We start from the raw sequence: 19,612 nt of genomic DNA on the forward strand, positions 1-19,612 counted from the left end.
CCGGACGGAGAGCGGGCCAAGACCGCGCCGGTGGCCGCGGACTGCTGGGAGGCGCTCGGGGAGGGCGGCTTCACCCGCTCCGACGCCGTCGTCACCTTCGGTGGTGGCGCGACCACCGACCTCGGCGGCTTCGTCGCAGCCACCTGGCTGCGGGGCGTGCGGGTCCTCCACGTGCCCACCACCGTGCACGGGATGGTCGACGCGGCCGTGGGCGGCAAGACCGGCATCAACACGAGCGCCGGCAAGAACCTCGTCGGCTCCTTCCACGAGCCGGCCGGGGTGCTGTGCGACCTGTCGCTGATCGCGACGCTGCCGCGAGCAGAGCTCGTGGCGGGGCTCGGCGAGGTCATCAAGTGCGGCTTCATCGCCGACCCGGTCATCCTGGACCTCGTGGAGTCCACCGACCCCGCCGACCTGACGCCCGACTCCCCGGTCCTCCGCGAGCTGATCGAGCGTGCCATCCGGGTCAAGATCGATGTCGTGGTCGGTGACCTGCGCGAGACGGGAGGGGCTGATGGGCATCCGGGCCGCGAGGTGCTCAACTACGGCCACACTCTCGCCCACGCCATCGAGCGGACCAGTGACTACGCCCTTCGCCACGGTGAGGCCGTCGCCATCGGATCGGTGTACGTCGCTGAGCTGGCCGCCCGGGCCGGGTCCCTCGACCGCTCAGTGGTCGATCGGCACCGCGCCGTCCTCGCCCGCGTCGGGCTCCCCACGTCCTTCTCCGAGGCGCCCTTCGAGGACCTGCACGCCGTCATGAAGGTGGACAAGAAGTCGCGGGGCAACCAGCTGCGCTTCGTGGTGCTCGACGACCTGGCTCGGCCACGGATCCTGGCCGGTCCCTCGGAGGAGCACCTGCGTGCGGCGTACGACGCATTGGACAGCTCGGGGATCGGCTCGACGCCGTGAAGGTCCTTGTCCTCAACGGGCCCAACCTCGGTCGGCTGGGCCGCCGGCAGCCGGAGATCTACGGTCACACCACCCACGCTGAGCTCGCGGACCAGTGTGTGATGTGGGGGAGCGAGGTCGGTCTCGAGGTCGAGGTGCGCCAGACCAACCACGAGGGCGAGCTGCTCGACTGGCTGAATGCGGCGGCCGACGACGGCACGTCCGTGGTGCTCAACGCGGGCGCCTGGACGCACTACTCGCTGGCGATCTGGGACGCGTGCGCCCAGCTCAGCGCTCCGCTTGTGGAGGTGCACATCTCGGACCCGAAGCAGCGTCCCGAGGAGTTCCGGCACACCTCGGTCGTCGAGCCGCACGCGTTGCTGACCATCGCCGGTCGAGGCATCGAGGGCTACCGGGACGCGCTGGTCGCCGTGGCCCAGGCGCGTTCGTGAAGACCTCGGGTGCCTCCGCGGATTGACTTAGCGCTCGATCAATCAGGTCGCGGGCCGCGGCGTCGGCCGAGTGGAGACTGACTCAGCTCGGCTGCCGCGTCTCCGGCCCCGGCCCCGGTTGACAGTGCGGGCACCACCAGGTGCGGCGGTGGGCGGCGTCGTCGGGCAGCTCGGCGGTCATGCGCACCGTCGTGCCGCACCGCCGGCACGGCCGACCCTGCCGCCCGGAGACCAGTGGCTCTCACCGCGTCGGAGCGGACCACGACCCGCCCGCTCAGGGTGCCGTCGAGGCGACGCGCGAGCCGGTGGACGGTGTCACCCTCGGGCATGGGTCACCCGCACCGGCACACCGACCCGGGTCACGACGACGCGTCGTCCAGCCAGGCGTCCAGCGGCACGTTGCCAGCCCCGAACACCAGGGTGCGGCGCGACGCCCGCGGGTCGCCAAGGACGCCCGCCGCCACCTGCGCGACGAGCTCGCGAGGCGCCTCGTCCCCGTCGCGGAACCTAGCCGTGGGGTTGACCTCTCGACCGCCCGGCTCGTCCGTGAGCGTGCCAGGAGCAAGGATCGTCCAGTCGAGTCCGGTGCCGCGCAGGTGCTCGTCGGCGGCGATCTTGGCGTCCTGGTAGGTCCGGAACGGATTGTCGGCGCCCACCCGCACGTCCGGGAACGCACCCGAGAAGGAGATCATCACGTAGCGCCCGATCCCGGTGGCCTCAGCCGCGTCCATCGAGCGGATGGCCGCGTCCCGGTCCACGGCCTTCGTGCGCTCGGGACTGCCGCCACCTGCACCAGCGGTCCACACCACAGCGTCGGTGCCGTCCAGCAGTGTGGCCAACGCGGCGACGTCGGCCTCCTCGACGGAGGAGACCACCCCCGTCGCGCCGGTCGCCTCGACATCGGTGACGTGGTCGGGGTTGCGGACCACCGACCGGACGTCGTGACCGGCAGCGACGAGAAGCGGGGCGAGCAGGAGGGCCACCTTGCCGTGGCCGCCGATGATCGTGATGCGCATGACTCCCACGCTAGCCCCGCCCATTTCATCGGCCTCGTCGCGGACCTCTAGACTTCGCGCCATGGCAACCACCAATGACCTGAAGAACGGCATGGTCCTCAACATCGAGGGCCAGCTCTGGGCCGTCGTCGAGTTCCAGCACGTCAAGCCCGGCAAGGGCCCGGCGTTCGTGCGTACCAAGCTCCGCAACGTGGAGTCCGGCAAGAACGTCGACAAGACGTTCAACGCCGGCACCAAGGTCGAGACGGCCAACGTCGACAAGCGGACCATGCAGTACCTCTACAACGACGGCACGTCCTACGTCTTCATGGACACCTCGACCTACGACCAGCTCGAGGTCGCCCCCGAGGTCGTCGGCAACGCCAAGAACTTCATGCTGGAGAACCAGGACGCCATCGTGGCGACCAACGAGGGCCGGGTGCTCTTCGTGGAGTTGCCGGCCTCGGTGGAGCTGCTGATCGCCGAGACCGAGCCGGGCCTGCAGGGCGACCGCTCCACCGGCGGCACCAAGCCGGCAACCCTCGAGACCGGCCACCAGATCCAGGTCCCGCTCTTCATCACCAGCGGCGAGAAGGTCAAGGTCGACACCCGCGACTCGTCCTACCTCGGCCGCGTCAAGGGCTGAGAGTGTCTGCTCGCGGCAAGGCCCGCAAGCGTGCTCTCGACCTGCTCTACGCCTCCGAGATGCGCAACGAGAGCGCAGTCGTCGCTCTCGACCGCGCCATTGCGGACGGCGAGGGCCCGACCAACGACTACACGGACCTGTTGGTGCGCGGGGTGGTCGAGCACCAGTCCAGCATCGACGAGGTCCTGTCGACGTACAGCCAGGGATGGACGCTCTCCCGCATGCCCGCCGTCGACCGCAACGTCCTGCGCATCGGCGTGTTCGAGATGACCTATGTCGACGACGTCCCCGACGCCGTCGCGGTCTCCGAAGCCATCGCTCTGGTGCGGGACCTGTCCACCGACGAGTCGCCGACGTTCGTCAACGGCATCCTCGGCGCGATCGCCAAGGCCGGACCCGCCAGGCCCGCCGACGTGTGAACCCCAGGGGTGGGCCGCCGACTGCGAGCGCGTGGTTGGGTGTGCCCATGGGAGAGACTGCCGCCAAGGCACACAACATGGGAAACGATGCTCGCGAGAGCAGCTGGCTGGACTATGCGATCCGAGCAGGCTTGGTCGCCTACGGTGCCGTCCACCTGATCGTCGCCTGGCTGGCAGCGCAGCTGGCACTGGGCGACAAGTCCGAGAGCGCCTCGAACACCGGAGCGCTCCAGACCTTGGCGAAGCAGCCGATGGGATCCTTCCTGGTGTGGCTCGTCGCGATCGGCATGCTCCTGCTGGTGCTGTGGCGGGTGCTCGAGTTCGCGACCGGCCATCGCGAGGAGTCGGACGAGTCGAAGCGGTGGCGCAAGCGTGCCGGCTCCTTGGGCAAGGCGTTCCTCTACGCCGTGCTTGCCTGGAGCGCTTTCAAGACCGCGACGCGGAGCGGGTCCAGCGGTGGCAACACCGACTCGACGACGGCCAAGCTGATGGACCTTCCGGCCGGCCAGTTCATCGTCGGTGCCGTCGGGCTCGCGATCATCGGGTACGGCGCTCTGCTCGTCTACCGCGGCTGGACCGACAAGTTCATGGAGAAGCTGGACGCGCAGGGGCAGTCCGGCAAGGACGGCTCGACCTACCAGAAGTTGGGCAAGGCCGGCTACATCGCCAAGGGAATCGCGATCATCCTGGTCGGCGGGTTGTTCGCCTACGCCGCGATCACGCATACGGCGAAGAAGTCGGGAGGTCTCGATCAGGCGCTGCAGACCGTGCGCGAGCAGCCTTTCGGTCAGGTCCTGTTGCTCGCCATCGCTCTGGGGATTGCGTGCTACGGCCTGTTCTGCTTCGCCCGTGCGCGCCACTTGGACGAGTGAGGACCACCCGTGAGCCAGCCCGTCGGGTGTGACGTCATCGTCCTGGGTCTGGGCCCGGGAGGTCAGGAGCTGGCCACGGAGCTCGCGGAGGCAGGCCTGGACGTCGTCGGCGTCGAGATGCATTTGGTGGGCGGCGAGTGTCCGTTCTACGGGTGTACGCCGACCAAGCTGATGATCCGCGCCTCTCATCTCATCGGCAGCGTGCACCTCGCGGACCGCCTCAGCGGGCCTGCGTCGGTGACCCCGGACTGGTCCCGACCTGCGGGTCGGATCACCGACGAGGCAACGATGGGCTGGACCGACGATGCCAACGCGGACGCGGTCGAGAAGGCCGGGGTCCGCCTGGTCCGCGGTCGTGGCCGGCTGACCGCGCCGGGTGTCGTGGAGGTCGACGGTGTCTCGTATACCGCTTCTCGTGGTGTCGTCCTCAACACCGGCACCGAGCCGCTCGCGCTGCCGATCGACGGGCTCGACCAGACGCCGTACTGGACCAATCGGGACGTCGTGCAGGTCACCGAGCTGCCAGCGAGGCTCGCCATCATCGGTGGCGGTCCCATCGGCTGCGAGATCGCCCAGGCGATGGCCCGCTTCGGCGTCGAGGTGACCGTCCTCGAGATGGCCGACCGGCTGCTCGCGGTGGAGGAACCCGAGTCGAGCGCGCTGCTCACCCGCGTGTTCGGCGACGAGGGCATCACGGTGCACACGGGCGTCGAGATCTCGCGCGTCGACCATGGCGGGGTCTTCACCATCACGGCCGGCGACCTGCGCGTCGAGGCGGAGGAGCTGCTCGTGGCAGCCGGTCGCAGCGACAACGTCACCGACATCGGGCTCGAGGCCGTCGGTCTGGACCCGGAGGCTCCTCGCGTCGAGACCGACGAACGGATGCGGGCGGGGGACAAGCTGTGGGCCATCGGCGACATCACCGGCCATGGTCGCTACACCCACGTCTCCAGCTACCAGGCGGAGGTCGCGAAGGCCGACATCCTGGGTGAGGACGGACCGCTCGCCGACTACCGCGCCGTCAGCCGGGTTACGTTCACCGATCCCGAGATCGGTTCGGTGGGGCTGAGCGAGCATCAGGCACGTGACCGGGGCCTGGACGTCCGCACGGGATTCGCCGACATCAGCGAGTCCGCTCGTGGGTGGCTCGACGGAGGGGGCAACCTCGGTCACATCAAGCTGGTCGCCGACGCCTCGACGGGGCTCCTGGTGGGGGCCAGTGCTGTCGGCCCGACCGGTGGGGACCTCGTGGCGCTCCTTGCCCTCGCCATCCACGCGAAGGTCCCGCCGTCGACCGTGCGCCGCATGCACTTCGCCTTCCCGACCTACCACGGCTCGGTGATGACCGCCCTGGACGATCTGGGTCTGTAGACCGGCTCGGATGCCTGGGTGCTCAGATGCCCTGGTGGGCCAGGGCGAGCGCAGAGGTGACGAGATAGGTCTTGACCTGCTCGCCCGAGACGCGGTGGATGCGGGGGATGCCGGGCGCTGCTTCGCTCACCAGCATCCCGACGCGGGCCAGCTGGAGGGAACCGAGGCCGCTGGCGTAGAGCTGGTTGGCGAGCAGGGTGGTGTCCTGGACGCGGAAGTCGCCGGACTCGATCCCGTCGTCGAGCACGTGCGCCACCACGGTGAGGCAGCCCGAGATCGCCCGGCCGAGACGGAACATCGCGCTCTCGCTGATCTCCTCGAGCAGCTCGGGACCAGTCCGCCGCATCAACGCCTGCGCGCAGTCCACGAAGGCGGGGTGGTCCAGGCCGTAGTCGACGAAGGCGCTCACGGTCGCTCGCAACCGGTCCTCGGCTGCGGCCAGCCCCTCCACGCTCTCGCGGAGCAGTCCCCGCAGCTCGTCGAGATAGCCCACCAGCGTGAGGGCGAAGAGCTCCTCCTTGCCGGTGAAGTGGCGATAGACGATTGCCCGGTTGATGCCGACCGCCTGGGCGATGTCCTCGATCTGAGCGTCCCGCACCCCGCGCTTGTCGAAGAGTGCGCGGGTCGCCTCGAGGATCTCGCGCTCGCGCTGCCGTCGACGGGCCGCTGCTGCCGAACGACGGCCATCGACGCGCGGGGTCTCATCGGTGACGGGGCTGACCATGGGGACGAGTTTAGGCCCGCGCAACAGTCAGTTACACAAGCGTGACGGGAGAAAATTCACCCAACCGGTCGTCACCACGCAAACTCGTCCAGGGACACCAAGCCGTTGACGAAGGTGGCGAAGTCGGGGGCGAGGGGGGCGATCCGGTAGCCGGCTTCCTGGTCGACATGGACCACGCTCGGCTCGCCGGGCACTCGGTAGTCGAGGGCGACCATGTCGTGTCCGGCGGACGGGCAGTCGGCGAGGTAGACCCCGATGTCGGGATATCCCCACGTGCCGACCCAGAACGCGCTTCCCCTCTCGCCACACAGGCTGAACGACGCCGTCCTGCCGATGGCGGCGATGAACGTGACGCCCACGTGCTCCCGCCCAGGTCGTCGGCGACGGGGAGGGATAACCGTTGCGGTCGAGATACCCCCCCTTTGTGGACCCGGCTCAGCGCGACGTAGGCCGCGGGCAGGCTCACACCGAGCTTCTCCTCGACGGACCGGACGAGGTCGTCGCCGGACCTAGGGGAGGAACGCACGCACAGACTCGATCGAGTCCGCTTCGTGAGCCCCCTTGTCGTCGCGGTAACGGACGACTCGTGCGAAGCGCAGGGCGACGCCGCCCGGGTAGCGGACCGATCGCTGGACCCCGTCGATGGCGATCTCGACGACCTGCTCAGGTCTGACGTGCACCACCCAGCCGTCGTCCTCGGTCATCAGCTCGGTGAAGCGCTCGGTCTGCCAGCTCAAGGTGGCGTCCGTCATGCCTTTGAAAGTTTTTCCGAGCATCACGAAGCCGCCCGTCTCGGGGTCGCGGGCGCCGAGGTGGATGTTGGAGAGCAGGCCCTTGCGGCGGCCGCTGCCGCGCTCGACGGCGAGCACGACGAGGTCGAGGGTGTGCACCGGCTTGACCTTGACCCACGCCGAGCCTCGCCGGCCGGCCTCGTAGACCGCGTCTGGATCCTTGACGATCACTCCCTCGTGCCCGCTCTCGAGGGTCGCGGCGACGAACGAAGCAGCGGCCTCGGCGTCGTCGGTGACAAGGCGGGGGACCCGGTGCTGCTCGGGCACCAGCCGGTCGAGGGCAGCCGTCCGCTCGTGCCCGGGCGCGTCGAGCAGGTCGGTGCCGTCGAGGTGGAGCAGGTCGAAGAAGTAGGGCATCACGGCGGCACCGGTCGTCTGTGCCGTCCGCGACGCCGTCTCCTGGAACGGCCGGGGCCGCCCGTCGGGACCCAGCATCAACGCCTCGCCGTCGAGCACCAGGTCGCCGCCGGACAGGGCACGGACCACATCGATCACTTCTGGGAGACGGGCAGTGATGTCGTCGAGGCTGCGGGTCACGAGCAACACGTCGTCCCCGCGGCGGTGTGCCTGGATGCGGATGCCGTCGAGCTTGGCGTCGATGACCACGGGACCGCTGGCCACGGCCTTGGCCATGGCCGCCGCGACATCAGGAGCACTGGACGCCAGCATTGGCAGCACCGGGCGTCCGACCTCGAGGCCGAACTCTGCCAGCGCCGGTTCGCCTCCGTCGAAGGCGGCCACCGCCGCGGCGAGCGTGCTGCCGGAGAGCATCGCGCTGCGGCGTACGGCGGACAACGGGACCCCGGCGACCTGGGCGACCGCCTCCTGCACGAGCGCGTCCAGCGCTCCCTGGCGCACCTCGCCGGTGACCAGCCCGCGCAGCCACGCCTGCTCCGGGGCGGTGGCGCGACCGAACAGGGCCTCCACCGCGGTCCTGCGGCTCGCCTGGGAGCCGGAGCCCGCGATGCGCGCGAGGGCATCGAACGCCTCGTGCACCTCGGTCACCGTCAGCGACGCCTCCGCGGCCGGCTCCGGCAGGGCGGTGAGCCTCCGCCAGCCCAGCCCGGTGCGGCGTTGTCGGAGCGTTCCACCCAGGTAGCTGACCACCGTCTCCAGGTCGTCGGGCTCGGCGGCCCGCAGCGCGTCGGCGAGCGCGGTGACCTTGGCGTTGCGGGACTTCGTGGCCGAGACTGCGGCGGAAGTGGCGACGATGTCGGCGAGCAGCATGAGGTCAGTGTGCCTGTGCCCGTCGACAGTGGGGGAGCGTGCGCGAAGATGGTGGGGTGAGGGTTCGCGATCGTTTCACCGGCGCGATCGCAGGTGCCGGGTCGACGAGCGGCACCCGGATCGTGGTCGGTCGCTGGGACTCCTCGCCGTGGGGACCCTTCGCCGACGTGATGATCGAGGACGCATCGGGACACCGCGTGCTCCTCGCGCCGGACGAGCGCACCCGCGACTTCGTGATCGCCACCTACGTCTTTGACGAGGTCGTGCTCGAGCCCGTCCAGGTCACCGGCTCGGCCGAGTGGCACGTGGTGACGCCCTCCCTCGACCTCACGCTGCATGTCGGCGGCCGCACTGCCCTCGGAGCCCTCCTGCGCGGCGTACCCCCGTTCCTGGCGACGAGCCCGGTGTGGTGCGCGGCCGTCGACCCCGTAGCCCGCGTGGCGCTCCGGGGCGTGCGCACGCGCGGCACCGCGGGCAGCGGCCGCCGCGAGTGGTACGGCGCAACGTCGGTCCACGCCATCACGGCGCTGGGCGGCACGTGGCGTGGCGCCCCGTTGGGGACCCTGGCCAGGGTCGACCCGCCCTGCCGCTTCGGCTTCTCCTCGACACCGGCCCGCCCGTCGGTCACCTCGCTCGTGACCACGGTCGAACGCGAGTCCTGACCGTCAGTCACCGATGCGCGTGCGGACCTCGAACAGCTCGGGGAAGAAGGTGAGGTCGAGGGCCCGGCGCAGGAAGGAGACACCCGACGACCCACCCGTGCCCGTCTTGTGGCCGATGATGCGCTGCACGACCTGGAGGTGCCGGAACCGCCACTGCTGGAAGTTGTCCTCCACGTCGACCAGCTCCTCGCAGGCCTCGTAGACGCCCCAGTGCTTGGTGGGGTCGGCGTAGACCTCCGCGAAGACGTCGACCAGCCCGGGGGACGACGTGTGCGGCTTCGTCACGTCCCGGGCCAGGACGTCAGCGGGGACGGCGTAGCCACGGCGGGCGAGGTAGGCCAGGAACGCGTCGTACAGCGACGGCTCGACGAGGAGCCCGGTGAGCACGTCGTGTGCCGCCCGGTCGTGGGCGAACACGCCCACCATGTCGGCGTCCTTGTTGCCGAGGAGGAACTCGACCTCGCGGTACTGCGCGGACTGGAAGCCCGAGGACGTGGCGAGGAAGGGCCGGATCTCGGCGTACTCGCTGGGCGTCAGGGTGGCAAGCACGGACCACTGGTCGGTGAGCACCCGCTGGATCTGCTTGACCCGCGCCAGTCGCTTGAGCGCCGGTGGCAGGTCGTCGGTGCCCACCAGGTCCCGCGCCGAGCGCAGCTCATGGACCATCAGCTTCAGCCACAGCTCGGAGGTCTGGTGCTGGATGATGAACAGCAGCTCGTCGTGTAGCAGCGGGTCGCTCTGCGGCTGCTGGGCGTCCAGCAGCAGGTCGAGGCGCAGGTAGTCGCCGTACGACATCTGGCTCTTGAAGTCCTTCTCGATGCCGGCCTCGATCTCGCGCCTGGATCCCATGAGGGCAATCTATCTGCGCCGAGACTCAGCGGTAGAGGGCACCGAGAAGCGTGGCGCTGCCACGGCGGGTACTGAGCTGGAACACGTCCCCGTCGTCGATGCTCACGTCTGAGTCGTAGAGATCGAGGACATCACGGTCCTTGTCGCAGAGCTCGCAGCCGCGCAGGCGCTCACCAGTCGTCGCGTCGAGCTCCCAGAGGCGGACGTCCAGGTTCACAGCCGTCCGCACATAGACCACAGCGCCGTCGGGACTGGCGGAGACGACGTCCGCCACGACGTTGCTGTATCCCCTCTTCGGAGCACCCGGGATCGCCCAGGACCACGTCGCCTCGCCTGAGCCGAGATCCAGCCGTGCGATGGCACTGGGGTGGGTCATGCCCCTCAGGATCATCGGCGTGAAGACGCTGGAGTCGCCCACGCCGATGGACTGGTCGGCGGCGTAGGGCAGCGCGAATCCCGGCACCTCGGGCGCCTCGTTGCGGTCGAAGCTGTAGCCGAGGGACGAGAGCTCGCCGGTCTCCGGGTCGAGGGCGCGGTAGCGGGTGCGTCGACCCCCGTCGGAGCTGAACACGTCGACGACCACGCCGGGGGCCACGACCTGCGACTCCGGCGTCGGGTGCGTGATCGAGCACGGCGTGTCCCCACCCTTCCCGGCCGAGCGGCGCTTGACCCGCCAGCGTTCCCTGCCGGTGGCCCGGTCGACCGCATGGAGAAGATCGTGGCCGTCGAGGAAGACGACCAGGTCATCGGTGAAGACCGGACCCATCATCCCGTAGCCGTTGTCGGGACCGGTGTACCTCGGTGCTCGAATCGCGAAGGCCTTCGTGATCGCGTCAGCAGGCGCGTCGTCGACGTCGGCTGGTTCCGTCTCTCGCCGGCGCCGTCCTCGGTGGGCCCAGCGGTCTCAGAGCTGCGCGTCGGTGGGGGAGCGGGTTCCTTCTCGGCCTTCTCCGGACCCGTGCACGCGGCCAGCGCCACGAACACAGCGGCGGCCGTGAGCAGGCGCGCCCAGCTATTCGTCGTCATCATGCTTCCCCGTCGACTGCCCTGACATCGATGGCAGCAGGGTAGCGTCGGCGTGTGTCCAGCAAGCCCGTGGTCAGCCCTCAGGAGCGGGCCAGCCCAGACGTCAGCACGGTCTGGCACCCGGACTGGCCGTGCCCGGCCGGCCGCATGCTGCGCCACCAGCGGCGCGGCCCCCTCGACCCGTCCTACCGCATCGACGAGCGCACGGGCACCCACTGGCGCGGCATCCGCACGATGGAGGGTCCCGCCACGCTCAGCATCCGCCAGGCGCCGGCGGGCGAGGTGCACGCCGCCGCATGGGGCCCGGGCGCCGCCTGGGCGATCACCAGCGTGCCTGGCCTGCTCGGGGCGTACGACGACCCGTCGACCTTCGAGCCGCAGCATCCGCTCCTGGTCGAGGCGCTCCGTCGCCACCCCCACGTGCGGTTCGGGGGCTCCGGGTTGGTGATGCAGGCGCTGATCCCCAGCATCATCGAGCAGAAGGTCACCGGTCAGGAGGCGCTTGCCGGCTACCGCGCCCTCGTGACGAGGTACGGCGAACCTGCACCCGGCGCCCCCGAGGAGCTGCGGCTGCGGGTGCCGCCCGATGCCGCGACCGTGCGGATGATCCCCAGCTGGTCGTGGCTGGAGATGCACATCGACCACGCGCGGTCCCGTGCGATGGTGACCGCGGCGCGGGTCGCCGAGGCGCTGGAGCGGCACGACGGGCCCGCGGACCTCGAACGTCGTCTCTGCAGCCTGCCGGGGATCGGCGTCTGGACCAGTGCCGAGGTGCGGTCGCGAGCGCTCGGCGACCCCGACGCCGTGAGCTTCGGGGACTACCACGTCGCCAAGGACGTCGGCTGGGCGATGACCGGTGAGGAGTTCGACGACCAGCAGCTGGCCGAGTTCCTCGAGCCGTGGCGTCCGCAGCGCAACCGGGCGGTCGCGCTCATCATGCTGGCCAAGGGCATGCGCCCCCGCCACGGCGCGAGGATGGCGCCGCGCACGCACCTGCCCGGCCGAACCCCGGGACGCTGACGTCAGGCGGAACGACCCGGCGAAGTGGGCCTCAGAGAAGTGGGCGCAGCGGGGCCAGCACGAACTCGGTGAACTTGCGGTGCAGGTCGCGCGCCTCCCATTCGTGGCTGGTGAGCTCCAGACAGTTCGACTGGTCGCGGAGGAAGATCTCCTCGAGCACCTCGGCCATGGCCTCGTCGATGACCTCGACGTTGATCTCGTAGTTTCCCTGGAGGCTGAGCCGGTCGACGTTCGCGGTCCCGACGGTCGACCAGTTCCCGTCGATGGTCGACGTCTTGGCGTGCACCATGGCGTCCTTGAACCGGAAGATCCGCACGCCGGCGGTCAGGAGCTGGGAGAAGTAGCCTCGGGAGATCCAGTCGGCCACGATGTGGTTGGACTTCAGCGGCACCAGCAGGCGGACGTCGACCCCCCGCGCCGAGGCGTCCTTGAGGGTGTCCACGAAGTCCTGGTCCGGGATGAAGTAGGCGTGCGTCATCCAGATGTTGCGAGTGGCCCGGTTGATCGCCTCGAGGTACATGTTCCGGATGGGGAACATCCACAGCCGCGGCACGTTGCGGGAGAACCGGATGCGCGGCTCCCAGGTGGAGGACGCGGCCTCGAGGAGCAGGGGTCGCTCGCTGTGGCCGATGCGCTTGCGCCGGTTGAGGTTCCAGAAGTCGGCGAAGGCGCGGGTGAGGTCCCAGACGCCCGGCCCGGTGATGCGGATGTGGGTGTCGCGCCACTCGGTCGCGTAAGGGGTCCCGATGTTGTAGCCGCCGACGAAGCCGACCTCCTCGTCGATCACGAGGATCTTGCGGTGGTCGCGGCCGTAGCCGCGGAGGCGCCAGAACCTCAGTCCGGGGGTGTAGACCGGGTAGCGGAGCACCTTGAGGGTCGGCGGGAAGTGCTTGAAGGCAGGGGAGACGACCAGGTTGGCGAAGCCGTCGTAGATGCAGTAGACCTCGACGCCCCTGTCGGCCGCCCTGATCAACGCCGCCTTGAACTGCTCACCGACCTCGTCGCCCTTCCAGATGTAGGTCTCGAAGAGGATCTGCCGCTCGGCCCCGTTGATCGCGGCGAGCATGTCGGCGTAGAGGTCGCGCCCGAACGTGTAGGTCGTCAGCGTGCCCTCCCCGACCTCGACGGTCCGCGGAGGCGTGACGGGGAACGGCTTGGGCTTCTTGCCCCGCCGGCGGTAGGAGTCGACGAAGGACAGCGCGATCGCGAGGGCGACCTGGAAGCCGAAGACGGAGAGCAACGTACGGCGCACGGCTCGCAGCAGGCGGTCGGCTCTCACAGGCACAACATAGCGAGGGGCGGCCAGCCGAGCGCTGGGCGGAGCCACTCGCGGGCTTGGCTGTGGCCTTGATGTCGCCTGGTGGCACCGAAGCCACCGTCAGTGAGTGCCCGGGTCTGCTCAGGATCACCGTTGTCGGTGGGCACCCGTAGGCTCGACGCATGCGTCCAGTGACAGATCTCGAGCGCCGCGTGGCCCCCTTCAAGGTGGTCTCCGACTACACGCCGTCGGGCGACCAACCGACCGCGATCGCGGACATCGCCGAGCGTGTCGGCGCCGGTGAGCAGGACATCGTGCTGCTCGGCGCGACCGGCACCGGCAAGACGGCCACCGTCGCCTGGGTGGCCGAGAAGCTGCAGCGACCGATGCTGGTGCTCCAGCCCAACAAGACGCTGGCGGCGCAGTTCGCCAACGAGCTGCGGATGCTCTTCCCGGACAACGCGATCGAGTACTTCGTCAGCTACTACGACTACTACCAGCCCGAGGCCTACGTCCCGCAGACGGACACCTACATCGAGAAGGACTCCTCGATCAACGAGGAGGTCGAGCGGCTGCGCCACAGCGCGACCAACTCGCTGCTCACCCGGCGCGACGTGATCGTGGTCAGCACCGTGTCCTGCATCTACGGCCTCGGCACCCCCCAGGAATATGTCGACCGCATGCTGCGGCTTCGTGTCGGCGAGGAGCACGACCGCGACTCGATCCTGCGCCGCCTCGTGGAGATCCAGTACACGCGCAACGACATGACCTTCACCCGCGGCACCTTCCGGGTGCGTGGCGACACCCTCGAGATCTTCCCGGTCTACGAGGAGCTCGCGGTGCGCCTCGAGTTCTTCGGCGACGAGATCGAGCGGATGATGACCCTGCACCCGATCTCGGGCGAGGTCATCACCGAGGACAAGGAGCTCTACGTCTTCCCGGCGACCCACTACGTCGCCGGACCGGCCCGGATGGAGCGCGCGATCAAGGGCATCGAGCTCGAGCTGGAGGACCAGCTCGCCACCTTCGAGCGGCAGGGCAAGCTCCTCGAGGCGCAGCGCCTGCGCATGCGCACCACCTACGACGTCGAGATGATGCGGCAGGTCGGCTCCTGCTCGGGCATCGAGAACTACTCGATGCACATGGACGGCCGCACCCGTGGCACGGCGCCCAACACCCTGCTCGACTACTTCCCCGAGGACTTCATGCTCGTGGTCGACGAGTCGCACGTCGCGATCCCGCAGATCGGCGGGATGTACGAGGGCGACATGTCGCGCAAGCGCAACCTCGTGGACCACGGGTTCCGCCTGCCCAGCGCGATGGACAACCGGCCGCTGAAGTTCGAGGAGTTCCTCGACCGCATCGGCCAGACCATCTACCTCTCGGCGACGCCCGGCAACTACGAGCTCGACAAGGTCGGCGGCAAGGACAACACCGTCGAGCAGATCATCCGCCCGACCGGACTGATCGACCCGGAGGTCGTCATCAAGCCCACGAAGGGCCAGATCGACGACCTGATCCACGAGATCCGCACGCGTGCCGACAAGAACGAGCGGGTGCTGGTCACGACGCTGACCAAGAAGATGTCCGAGGACCTCACCGACTACCTCCTCGACGCCGGCATCCGGACCCGCTACCTCCACTCCGAGGTCGACACGCTGCGACGCATCGAGCTGCTCCGCGAGCTGCGCATGGGCGAATACGACGTGCTCGTCGGCATCAACCTCCTCCGCGAGGGCCTCGACCTGCCCGAGGTGTCGCTCGTCTCGATCCTCGACGCCGACAAGGAGGGGTTCCTGCGCTCGGACAAGTCCCTGATCCAGACGATCGGTCGCGCGGCGCGCAACGTCTCGGGCCAGGTCCACATGTATGCCGACAAGATCACCCCCTCCATGGAGGCGGCCATCGACGAGACCAACCGTCGACGCGCCATCCAGGTCGCCTACAACACCGAGCGCGGCATCGATCCGCAGCCGCTGCGCAAGAAGATCGCCGACATCACCGAGATGCTGGCCCGGGAGGACGAGAACACCCAGGAGCTCCTCCAGACCTGGGCCGACGTGGGCCAGAAGGGCCGGGCCGGCGGGGTCAAGCCCGGCAAGTCGCCGACGCCTGCCCTGTCGAAGATCAAGAAGACGCTGCCGGACGCCGCGGGCATCCCGTCGTCCGACCTCGCCGAGCTCATCCAGCAGCTGACCGACCAGATGAGGGCGTCTGCTGCCGAGCTCCAGTTCGAGGTCGCCGCCCGGCTCCGCGACGAGGTCAACGAGCTGAAGAAGGAACTACGCCAGATGATGGAAGCGACGAAGTGAGGAGCGGTGCGCGCAGGCCCACGCAGGACGTCAGGCGTCCGAGCCCGGCTCGAGCTTCTTGGGCTCGCGTGCCTCGAGCGCCTTGCGTTCGCGCTTGACGAGCTTGCGCTCGTGCTCCTGGACGATGTCCTGCTTGTTGAGCTGGGTGCGCATTGTGTTCATCGCGGCGGCGAGCATCGGGAAGAGCGGCCACGGGAAACCGCCGAACATGGTGGCGGCCCAGATGGTCCAGGTGATGAGGGAGATGCCGACGAGTCCCATGAGGGCCTCGCGCCGGTCCTTGGCCCACAGGGCCACGGCTTGTTCGTGCAGACCGGGCGAGCCTGGACCGCGGGCAGCGAGCGCCGACCCGTGGTCGTCAGGGACCAGGTCCTCGAGGGGCGGCACCAGCTCGGCGAGGACCTTCGCCACCGTCACGGCCGACGAGCGGAGGTCGTACTCCTCGTGGTCGATGCGCCCGTCGGCGAACGCGTCCGTGAGGACCTCGAGGGCCACGTCGCGGTCGCGGTCGGAGGCCCGCAGCCGAGCCGACTGCGGTGATCGTGGGTCCTGTCCGAAGCGACCCCACACCCCGGACGACGACATGCGGTCAGCATAGGCGCGGACGACCTCTTGGGAGGTGCGCAGGGTGCCGTTGGCGGGCTGGACAGCTAGCGTCGCCCGTATGAGTACTTCCATCGACCTCGGCCGGCCCGTCTCGGGCGACGTTATCGACCTGATCCTCGACGACCACCGGCGCTTCGAGACGCTGCTCCGCGACCTGCGCGACAGCACGTCGGACCGCGACGGCGTCCGCCGGGCACTGGCGGCACTGCACGTCGCCCACGCCGAGGCGGAGGAGAAGCACGTCTACCCGACCCTGCGGAGCGAGCACGCGATCACGGCACACGAGGCCGAGCACGGGGAGGAGGAGCATGCCGAGGGCCACGAGGCGATGCTCAAGGTGCTGGAGCTCGACGCGACTGACACCCCTGAGTTCGACGACGCCGTCGAGGAGCTGGCGACGGCGCTGAACCACCACCTCACCGAGGAGGAGCTCACCATCCTCAACCCGGCGCGGGACGAGGTGAGCGCGCAGGTGCGAGCCACCCTCGGCGACGCGTTCGTCGCCGAGCGCAACGCCCAGCTGGCTGCCGGCTGCGGTGACGTCGAGAACCTCCGCCGCATCGTGCGGGCGGCCGAGCGCGACGGGCTGCTCGACGACGAGGAGGATCGAGGTTGACGAAGACCCCGGCGGGGGTCGATGCGCAACATATTTTGTTTGCAGCGTCGCCCTTGCGCCGTGTCGCACCGGCGAGACTGCCACTATTCATGAGATGAAGTACGCGCCACCACGCCGGATCGCCGGCGTCACCGTCGAGGAGGACTGATGGACCTCCGCCGGCTCAACCTGGTGCTGATGGTGCTCGGGCTCGCGCTCGTTGCGGCGGTGGCGTTCCTCCAGGCTGAGGAGTCGACCGCGACGGCGAGCGAGGCGGAGCTGCACGACCAGCGCAGCCTCGACGTGACCATGGCGGCCACCGCACAGGTGCAGGCCTTCCTGGGGATCGACCACCGCAACGTGGATGCTCAGGCGCAGGTGGTGCTCGACGGAGCGACCGGCGAGTTCGAGCAGCAGTACGCCGAGGAGCTGGACAGCCTCCGGCGCTCGGCGCGCGCCCAGGAGTCCACCGCAGAGGCAACCGTGCTGGAGGTCGGGATCAGCGATATCGACGCGACCACGGCCACGGTCATCGTCGCCGCCGACACCGACGTCACCAGCAAGGCGACCGACGGCAAGTCCCGCACCGTGCCGTGGCGGATCCAGCTGGACATGGTCAGGGAAGGCGACCGGTGGCTCACCGCCGGTCTGCAGTTCGTGGGATGAGCACGGTGACGACCTCGAGCAGCCGGGGCACCGAGCGGGCTACGGCGCGTCCGCCGGGAGTGCTGGGCAGTGCCTGGCTCGCCGCGCTCCTGACTGCGGTGGTGGTGGGGTTGGCGGTGTTCGTGGGGTTCAAGGCCTACGACGTTCTCAGCCCCGCGCCGGTTGCTGCTCCCGAGGCGACCCAGATCACCGACGAGGACGCCCGCAGCACGCTCCTGGTAGCGGCTGCCGAGCTCAGCCAGCGGGTCCTGACCTATCACCACGACAGCTTCGAGGAGGACATCCGGGTGGCCTCGGCACAGCTGGCCCCCGAGTTCGAAGAGGAATATGCCCAGGCGATGAAGCGGGTCCGTGCCAACACGGCCAGGAACCGGATCTCCCAGGAAGCGACCGCCGTCGCCTCGGCGATCATCTCGGCGACCCAGGACGAGGCGCAGGTGCTCGTCTTCGTCAACCAGACGACGACCTCGGCGCGGACCGAGGCCGAGCAGGTCGTCCGCAACCGCCTCGTGGTCGACCTCGTCCGCGTCGACGGCGACTGGACGATAGCGGGAGTCGACGCTCTCGGTTAGGTTGCAACGTCTCAGCAGCTGTGCAGAGTCTCCGCGCCGCGGAGGTCTGAGTTCGCGAGGGAGATGGCCGTGCCGCAGACGGATCTGCTCATCATCGGTGCCGGGCCCACGGGTCTCTTCGCCGCCTACTACGCCGGTTTCCGCGGACTCGGCGTCGCCGTCGTCGACTCGCTGCCCGAGCTGGGCGGCCAGATCACGGCGATGTATCCCGAGAAGGCGATCCTGGACGTGGCCGGCTTCCCCACCATCAAGGGCCGCGACCTGGTGGCAGGACTGGTGGCGCAGGCCGACACGGCCAGGCCGGACTACTACCTCGACCGCACTGCCTCGACGCTCACCCACGAGGGCGACCGGGTCGTGGTCGGCCTCGACGACGGCACCCGGATCGAGGCCAGCGCCGTGATGATCACCGCCGGGATCGGCAAGTTCAGCCCTCGTCCGCTTCCCGCCGGTGACGGGTGGGCCGGCCGCGGGCTGGAGTTCTTCGTGCCCAGCTTTGCGCCGTACCACGGCAAGGACGTCGTCATCGTGGGTGGCGGCGACAGCGCCTTCGACTGGGCGCAGCACCTCGAGCCGATGGCCAGGTCGGTCACGCTCGTGCACCGCCGCGACGCGTTCCGGGCCCACGAGCGGACCGTGGCCGCGGTCCGCGAGTCCTCGGTGGAGATCATCACCAAGGCCCAGGTCACGGCCCTGCGGGGGGACACCTCCGTGGAGGAGGTCGAGATCGTCGTGGACGGTCAGGAGCCGATCGTCCGGCCGGCCCAGGCGGTGGTCGCAGCGCTCGGCTTCATCGCCGACCTCGGCGCACTGCAGACGTGGGGGATCACCACCGACAAGCGGCACGTCGTCGTGGACTCAGCCATGCGCACCAACCTCCCACGCGTCTTCGCTGCCGGCGACATCACCGAATATCCCGGCAAGGTACGGCTGATCGCCGTCGGCTTCGGCGAGGCGGCGACGGCCGTCAACAACGCCGCCGTGGTGATCGACCCGAGCGCGCACGTGTTCCCGGGGCACTCCAGCGAGCTCTGAGCCGGTCAGCGCACAATCAGCCGGACCGCACGCTCCATGTGGGCAACGGCCTCCGCAGTCGTGCTGCGCCCGGTCACGCAACCGACCAGCGAGGCGAGCCACACGTCGCCGACGACTCGGGCGATGGCGACGTCCTCGTCGTCGACCTCGTCGCGGTCGGGATGCATGGCGTTGGTGACGATCCGGGTGAGCAGTCGGGCGACCAGGCGGATCTCGGTCGCGACGGACCTGTCCGCGAACATGAAGGCGCGCGTGAGCGCCTCGGTCAGGTGCGGGTCGTCCTCCAGGCCGCTCGTCGTCCACCGCAGAACCGTGACCACGCGGTCGGCAGGCGTGTCGCCCTCGATCCTTGAGGCCCCCAACGCTGACTCGGTGCGCTCGAACTCCCGGGCCAGGGCGGCGACGAGCAGATGGATCTTTGAGGGGAAGTAGCGGTAGAGCGTGCCCAGTGCGACATCGGCGCGGTCGGCGACCGCACGCATCTGCACGGCATCGAAGCCCCCGTGGCTGGCCAGCGCAATCGTGGCGTCGAGGATGCGCTCGCGCCGCTCGCGCCGCGCGGACGAGCCGAGGCTCTCCGACGTCGGCGCACTGCTGCTGAGCATGGGGGCTCCGATCAGGCC

The 19,612-nt window shown here is 69.5% G+C and carries 23 protein-coding genes; 13 read left to right on the forward strand and 10 right to left on the reverse strand.

What is annotated here, in order from left to right; all coding sequences use genetic code 11:
- A partial coding sequence (locus JWN68_RS01325) for a 3-dehydroquinate synthase family protein (RefSeq protein ID WP_297733534.1) occupies nt 1–912 on the forward strand: 912 nt, incomplete at its 5' end.
- Nucleotides 909–1,343, forward strand: coding sequence for a type II 3-dehydroquinate dehydratase (locus JWN68_RS01330; RefSeq protein WP_297733537.1), 435 nt, complete (start codon nt 909–911; stop codon nt 1,341–1,343). The genes JWN68_RS01325 and JWN68_RS01330, both read left to right, overlap by 4 nt.
- An 82-nt stretch (nt 1,344–1,425) precedes the next feature.
- Here the strand turns inward: JWN68_RS01330 and JWN68_RS19200 are convergent, their stop codons facing one another.
- Both JWN68_RS19200 and JWN68_RS01335 read right to left on the reverse strand, forming a co-directional pair.
- Entirely contained in the window at nt 1,426–1,578 is a 153-nt protein-coding gene (locus JWN68_RS19200; protein ID WP_366519719.1) for a zinc finger domain-containing protein, read from the reverse strand.
- A gap of 124 nt (nt 1,579–1,702) precedes the next feature.
- A complete protein-coding gene (locus JWN68_RS01335; RefSeq protein WP_297733540.1) occupies nt 1,703–2,359 on the reverse strand; it encodes an NAD(P)H-binding protein in 657 nt (218 codons plus the stop codon).
- A 61-nt stretch (nt 2,360–2,420) separates the two neighbouring features.
- Here JWN68_RS01335 and efp point away from each other — a divergent pair, with 61 nt between their 5' ends.
- The 4 genes from efp to JWN68_RS01355 are packed head-to-tail and all read left to right on the forward strand — an operon-like array spanning nt 2,421 to nt 5,646.
- Nucleotides 2,421–2,984: an elongation factor P gene (efp, locus tag JWN68_RS01340; RefSeq protein WP_297733542.1), complete on the forward strand. Its 564-nt coding sequence runs from the start codon at nt 2,421–2,423 to the stop codon at nt 2,982–2,984.
- 2 nt (nt 2,985–2,986) lie between these two features.
- On the forward strand, nt 2,987–3,403 hold the full coding sequence (nusB, locus tag JWN68_RS01345) for a transcription antitermination factor NusB (RefSeq protein WP_297733545.1): 417 nt from the start codon (nt 2,987–2,989) through the stop codon (nt 3,401–3,403).
- 47 nt (nt 3,404–3,450) lie between these two features.
- Nucleotides 3,451–4,275, forward strand: a complete 825-nt coding sequence (locus JWN68_RS01350) for a DUF1206 domain-containing protein (RefSeq protein WP_297733549.1) — start codon at nt 3,451–3,453, stop codon at nt 4,273–4,275.
- Between the two features lie 9 nt (nt 4,276–4,284).
- Nucleotides 4,285–5,646: an NAD(P)/FAD-dependent oxidoreductase gene (locus tag JWN68_RS01355; RefSeq protein ID WP_297733552.1), complete on the forward strand. Its 1,362-nt coding sequence runs from the start codon at nt 4,285–4,287 to the stop codon at nt 5,644–5,646.
- A 22-nt stretch (nt 5,647–5,668) separates the two neighbouring features.
- On the opposite strand, the gene JWN68_RS01360 is transcribed toward JWN68_RS01355, so the two are convergent.
- The 3 genes from JWN68_RS01360 to JWN68_RS01370 form a co-directional block, all read right to left on the reverse strand.
- Nucleotides 5,669–6,370 carry a TetR/AcrR family transcriptional regulator gene (locus tag JWN68_RS01360; protein ID WP_297733555.1) on the reverse strand — a complete coding sequence of 234 codons (702 nt, stop codon included), beginning with the start codon at nt 6,368–6,370 and terminating at the stop codon, nt 5,669–5,671.
- A gap of 71 nt (nt 6,371–6,441) precedes the next feature.
- Entirely contained in the window at nt 6,442–6,729 is a 288-nt protein-coding gene (locus JWN68_RS01365) for an SMI1/KNR4 family protein (protein WP_297733558.1), read from the reverse strand.
- 150 nt (nt 6,730–6,879) lie between these two features.
- Nucleotides 6,880–8,388, reverse strand: a complete 1,509-nt coding sequence (locus tag JWN68_RS01370; protein ID WP_297733561.1) for an ATP-dependent DNA ligase — start codon at nt 8,386–8,388, stop codon at nt 6,880–6,882.
- A 56-nt stretch (nt 8,389–8,444) separates the two neighbouring features.
- Here JWN68_RS01370 and JWN68_RS01375 point away from each other — a divergent pair, with 56 nt between their 5' ends.
- The gene (locus tag JWN68_RS01375) at nt 8,445–9,050 is read left to right on the forward strand and encodes a hypothetical protein (protein WP_297733564.1); all 606 of its coding nucleotides are present in this window, start codon (nt 8,445–8,447) and stop codon (nt 9,048–9,050) included.
- A 3-nt stretch (nt 9,051–9,053) separates the two neighbouring features.
- Here the strand turns inward: JWN68_RS01375 and JWN68_RS01380 are convergent, their stop codons facing one another.
- Together JWN68_RS01380 and JWN68_RS01385 are read right to left on the reverse strand one after the other, a co-directional pair.
- On the reverse strand, nt 9,054–9,899 hold the full coding sequence (locus JWN68_RS01380; RefSeq protein WP_297733567.1) for a tryptophan 2,3-dioxygenase family protein: 846 nt from the start codon (nt 9,897–9,899) through the stop codon (nt 9,054–9,056).
- A 25-nt stretch (nt 9,900–9,924) separates the two neighbouring features.
- Nucleotides 9,925–10,668 (reverse strand): PQQ-binding-like beta-propeller repeat protein, encoded by a 744-nt coding sequence (locus tag JWN68_RS01385; protein WP_297733569.1) that lies wholly within the window; start codon nt 10,666–10,668, stop codon nt 9,925–9,927.
- Between the two features lie 311 nt (nt 10,669–10,979).
- On the opposite strand from JWN68_RS01385, the gene JWN68_RS01390 reads away from it, so the two are divergent.
- The gene (locus tag JWN68_RS01390; protein ID WP_297733572.1) at nt 10,980–11,945 is read left to right on the forward strand and encodes a DNA-3-methyladenine glycosylase 2 family protein; all 966 of its coding nucleotides are present in this window, start codon (nt 10,980–10,982) and stop codon (nt 11,943–11,945) included.
- A 31-nt stretch (nt 11,946–11,976) separates the two neighbouring features.
- On the opposite strand, the gene JWN68_RS01395 is transcribed toward JWN68_RS01390, so the two are convergent.
- Entirely contained in the window at nt 11,977–13,224 is a 1,248-nt protein-coding gene (locus JWN68_RS01395) for a phospholipase D-like domain-containing protein (protein WP_297733574.1), read from the reverse strand.
- A 161-nt stretch (nt 13,225–13,385) separates the two neighbouring features.
- Here JWN68_RS01395 and uvrB point away from each other — a divergent pair, with 161 nt between their 5' ends.
- On the forward strand, nt 13,386–15,515 hold the full coding sequence (uvrB, locus tag JWN68_RS01400; RefSeq protein WP_297733576.1) for an excinuclease ABC subunit UvrB: 2,130 nt from the start codon (nt 13,386–13,388) through the stop codon (nt 15,513–15,515).
- 30 nt (nt 15,516–15,545) lie between these two features.
- On the opposite strand, the gene JWN68_RS01405 is transcribed toward uvrB, so the two are convergent.
- Complete coding sequence (locus JWN68_RS01405) at nt 15,546–16,100, reverse strand: DUF1707 domain-containing protein (protein WP_297733579.1); 555 nt, start codon at nt 16,098–16,100, stop codon at nt 15,546–15,548.
- A gap of 79 nt (nt 16,101–16,179) precedes the next feature.
- Here JWN68_RS01405 and JWN68_RS01410 point away from each other — a divergent pair, with 79 nt between their 5' ends.
- From JWN68_RS01410 to JWN68_RS01425, 4 genes are all read left to right on the forward strand, one after another.
- A complete protein-coding gene (locus JWN68_RS01410; RefSeq protein ID WP_297733582.1) occupies nt 16,180–16,737 on the forward strand; it encodes a hemerythrin domain-containing protein in 558 nt (185 codons plus the stop codon).
- Between the two features lie 147 nt (nt 16,738–16,884).
- Nucleotides 16,885–17,382, forward strand: a complete 498-nt coding sequence (locus tag JWN68_RS01415) for a hypothetical protein (protein WP_297733585.1) — start codon at nt 16,885–16,887, stop codon at nt 17,380–17,382.
- Nucleotides 17,379–17,954, forward strand: a complete 576-nt coding sequence (locus tag JWN68_RS01420) for a hypothetical protein (protein WP_297733588.1) — start codon at nt 17,379–17,381, stop codon at nt 17,952–17,954. The genes JWN68_RS01415 and JWN68_RS01420 overlap by 4 nt, the downstream gene beginning before the upstream one ends.
- 69 nt (nt 17,955–18,023) lie before the next feature.
- A complete protein-coding gene (locus JWN68_RS01425) occupies nt 18,024–18,989 on the forward strand; it encodes an NAD(P)/FAD-dependent oxidoreductase (RefSeq protein WP_297733591.1) in 966 nt (321 codons plus the stop codon).
- 5 nt (nt 18,990–18,994) lie between these two features.
- Here JWN68_RS01425 and JWN68_RS01430 read toward each other — a convergent pair whose 3' ends face one another.
- Complete coding sequence (locus tag JWN68_RS01430; RefSeq protein ID WP_297733594.1) at nt 18,995–19,594, reverse strand: TetR family transcriptional regulator; 600 nt, start codon at nt 19,592–19,594, stop codon at nt 18,995–18,997.
- Nucleotides 19,595–19,612 lie beyond the last annotated feature (18 nt).

Origin of the sequence: Nocardioides sp., assembly GCF_025964975.1 — a bacterium.
Taxonomy (GTDB): domain Bacteria; phylum Actinomycetota; class Actinomycetes; order Propionibacteriales; family Nocardioidaceae; genus Nocardioides.

What these genes read in the sequence shown, in the direction of transcription:
- JWN68_RS01405 (WP_297733579.1), bottom strand. Translation starts at nt 16,100, where the DNA reads ATGTCGTCGTCCGGGGTGTGGGGTCGCTTCGGACAGGACCCACGATCA.
- uvrB (WP_297733576.1), top strand. Translation starts at nt 13,386, where the DNA reads ATGCGTCCAGTGACAGATCTCGAGCGCCGCGTGGCCCCCTTCAAGGTG.
- JWN68_RS01410 (WP_297733582.1), top strand. Translation starts at nt 16,180, where the DNA reads ATGAGTACTTCCATCGACCTCGGCCGGCCCGTCTCGGGCGACGTTATC.
- JWN68_RS01350 (WP_297733549.1), top strand. Translation starts at nt 3,451, where the DNA reads ATGGGAGAGACTGCCGCCAAGGCACACAACATGGGAAACGATGCTCGC.
- JWN68_RS01420 (WP_297733588.1), top strand. Translation starts at nt 17,379, where the DNA reads ATGAGCACGGTGACGACCTCGAGCAGCCGGGGCACCGAGCGGGCTACG.
- JWN68_RS01360 (WP_297733555.1), bottom strand. Translation starts at nt 6,370, where the DNA reads ATGGTCAGCCCCGTCACCGATGAGACCCCGCGCGTCGATGGCCGTCGT.
- JWN68_RS01370 (WP_297733561.1), bottom strand. Translation starts at nt 8,388, where the DNA reads ATGCTGCTCGCCGACATCGTCGCCACTTCCGCCGCAGTCTCGGCCACG.
- JWN68_RS01415 (WP_297733585.1), top strand. Translation starts at nt 16,885, where the DNA reads ATGGACCTCCGCCGGCTCAACCTGGTGCTGATGGTGCTCGGGCTCGCG.
- JWN68_RS01335 (WP_297733540.1), bottom strand. Translation starts at nt 2,359, where the DNA reads ATGCGCATCACGATCATCGGCGGCCACGGCAAGGTGGCCCTCCTGCTC.
- efp (WP_297733542.1), top strand. Translation starts at nt 2,421, where the DNA reads ATGGCAACCACCAATGACCTGAAGAACGGCATGGTCCTCAACATCGAG.
- JWN68_RS01385 (WP_297733569.1), bottom strand. Translation starts at nt 10,668, where the DNA reads ATGATGGGTCCGGTCTTCACCGATGACCTGGTCGTCTTCCTCGACGGC.
- JWN68_RS01430 (WP_297733594.1), bottom strand. Translation starts at nt 19,594, where the DNA reads ATGCTCAGCAGCAGTGCGCCGACGTCGGAGAGCCTCGGCTCGTCCGCG.
- JWN68_RS01380 (WP_297733567.1), bottom strand. Translation starts at nt 9,899, where the DNA reads ATGGGATCCAGGCGCGAGATCGAGGCCGGCATCGAGAAGGACTTCAAG.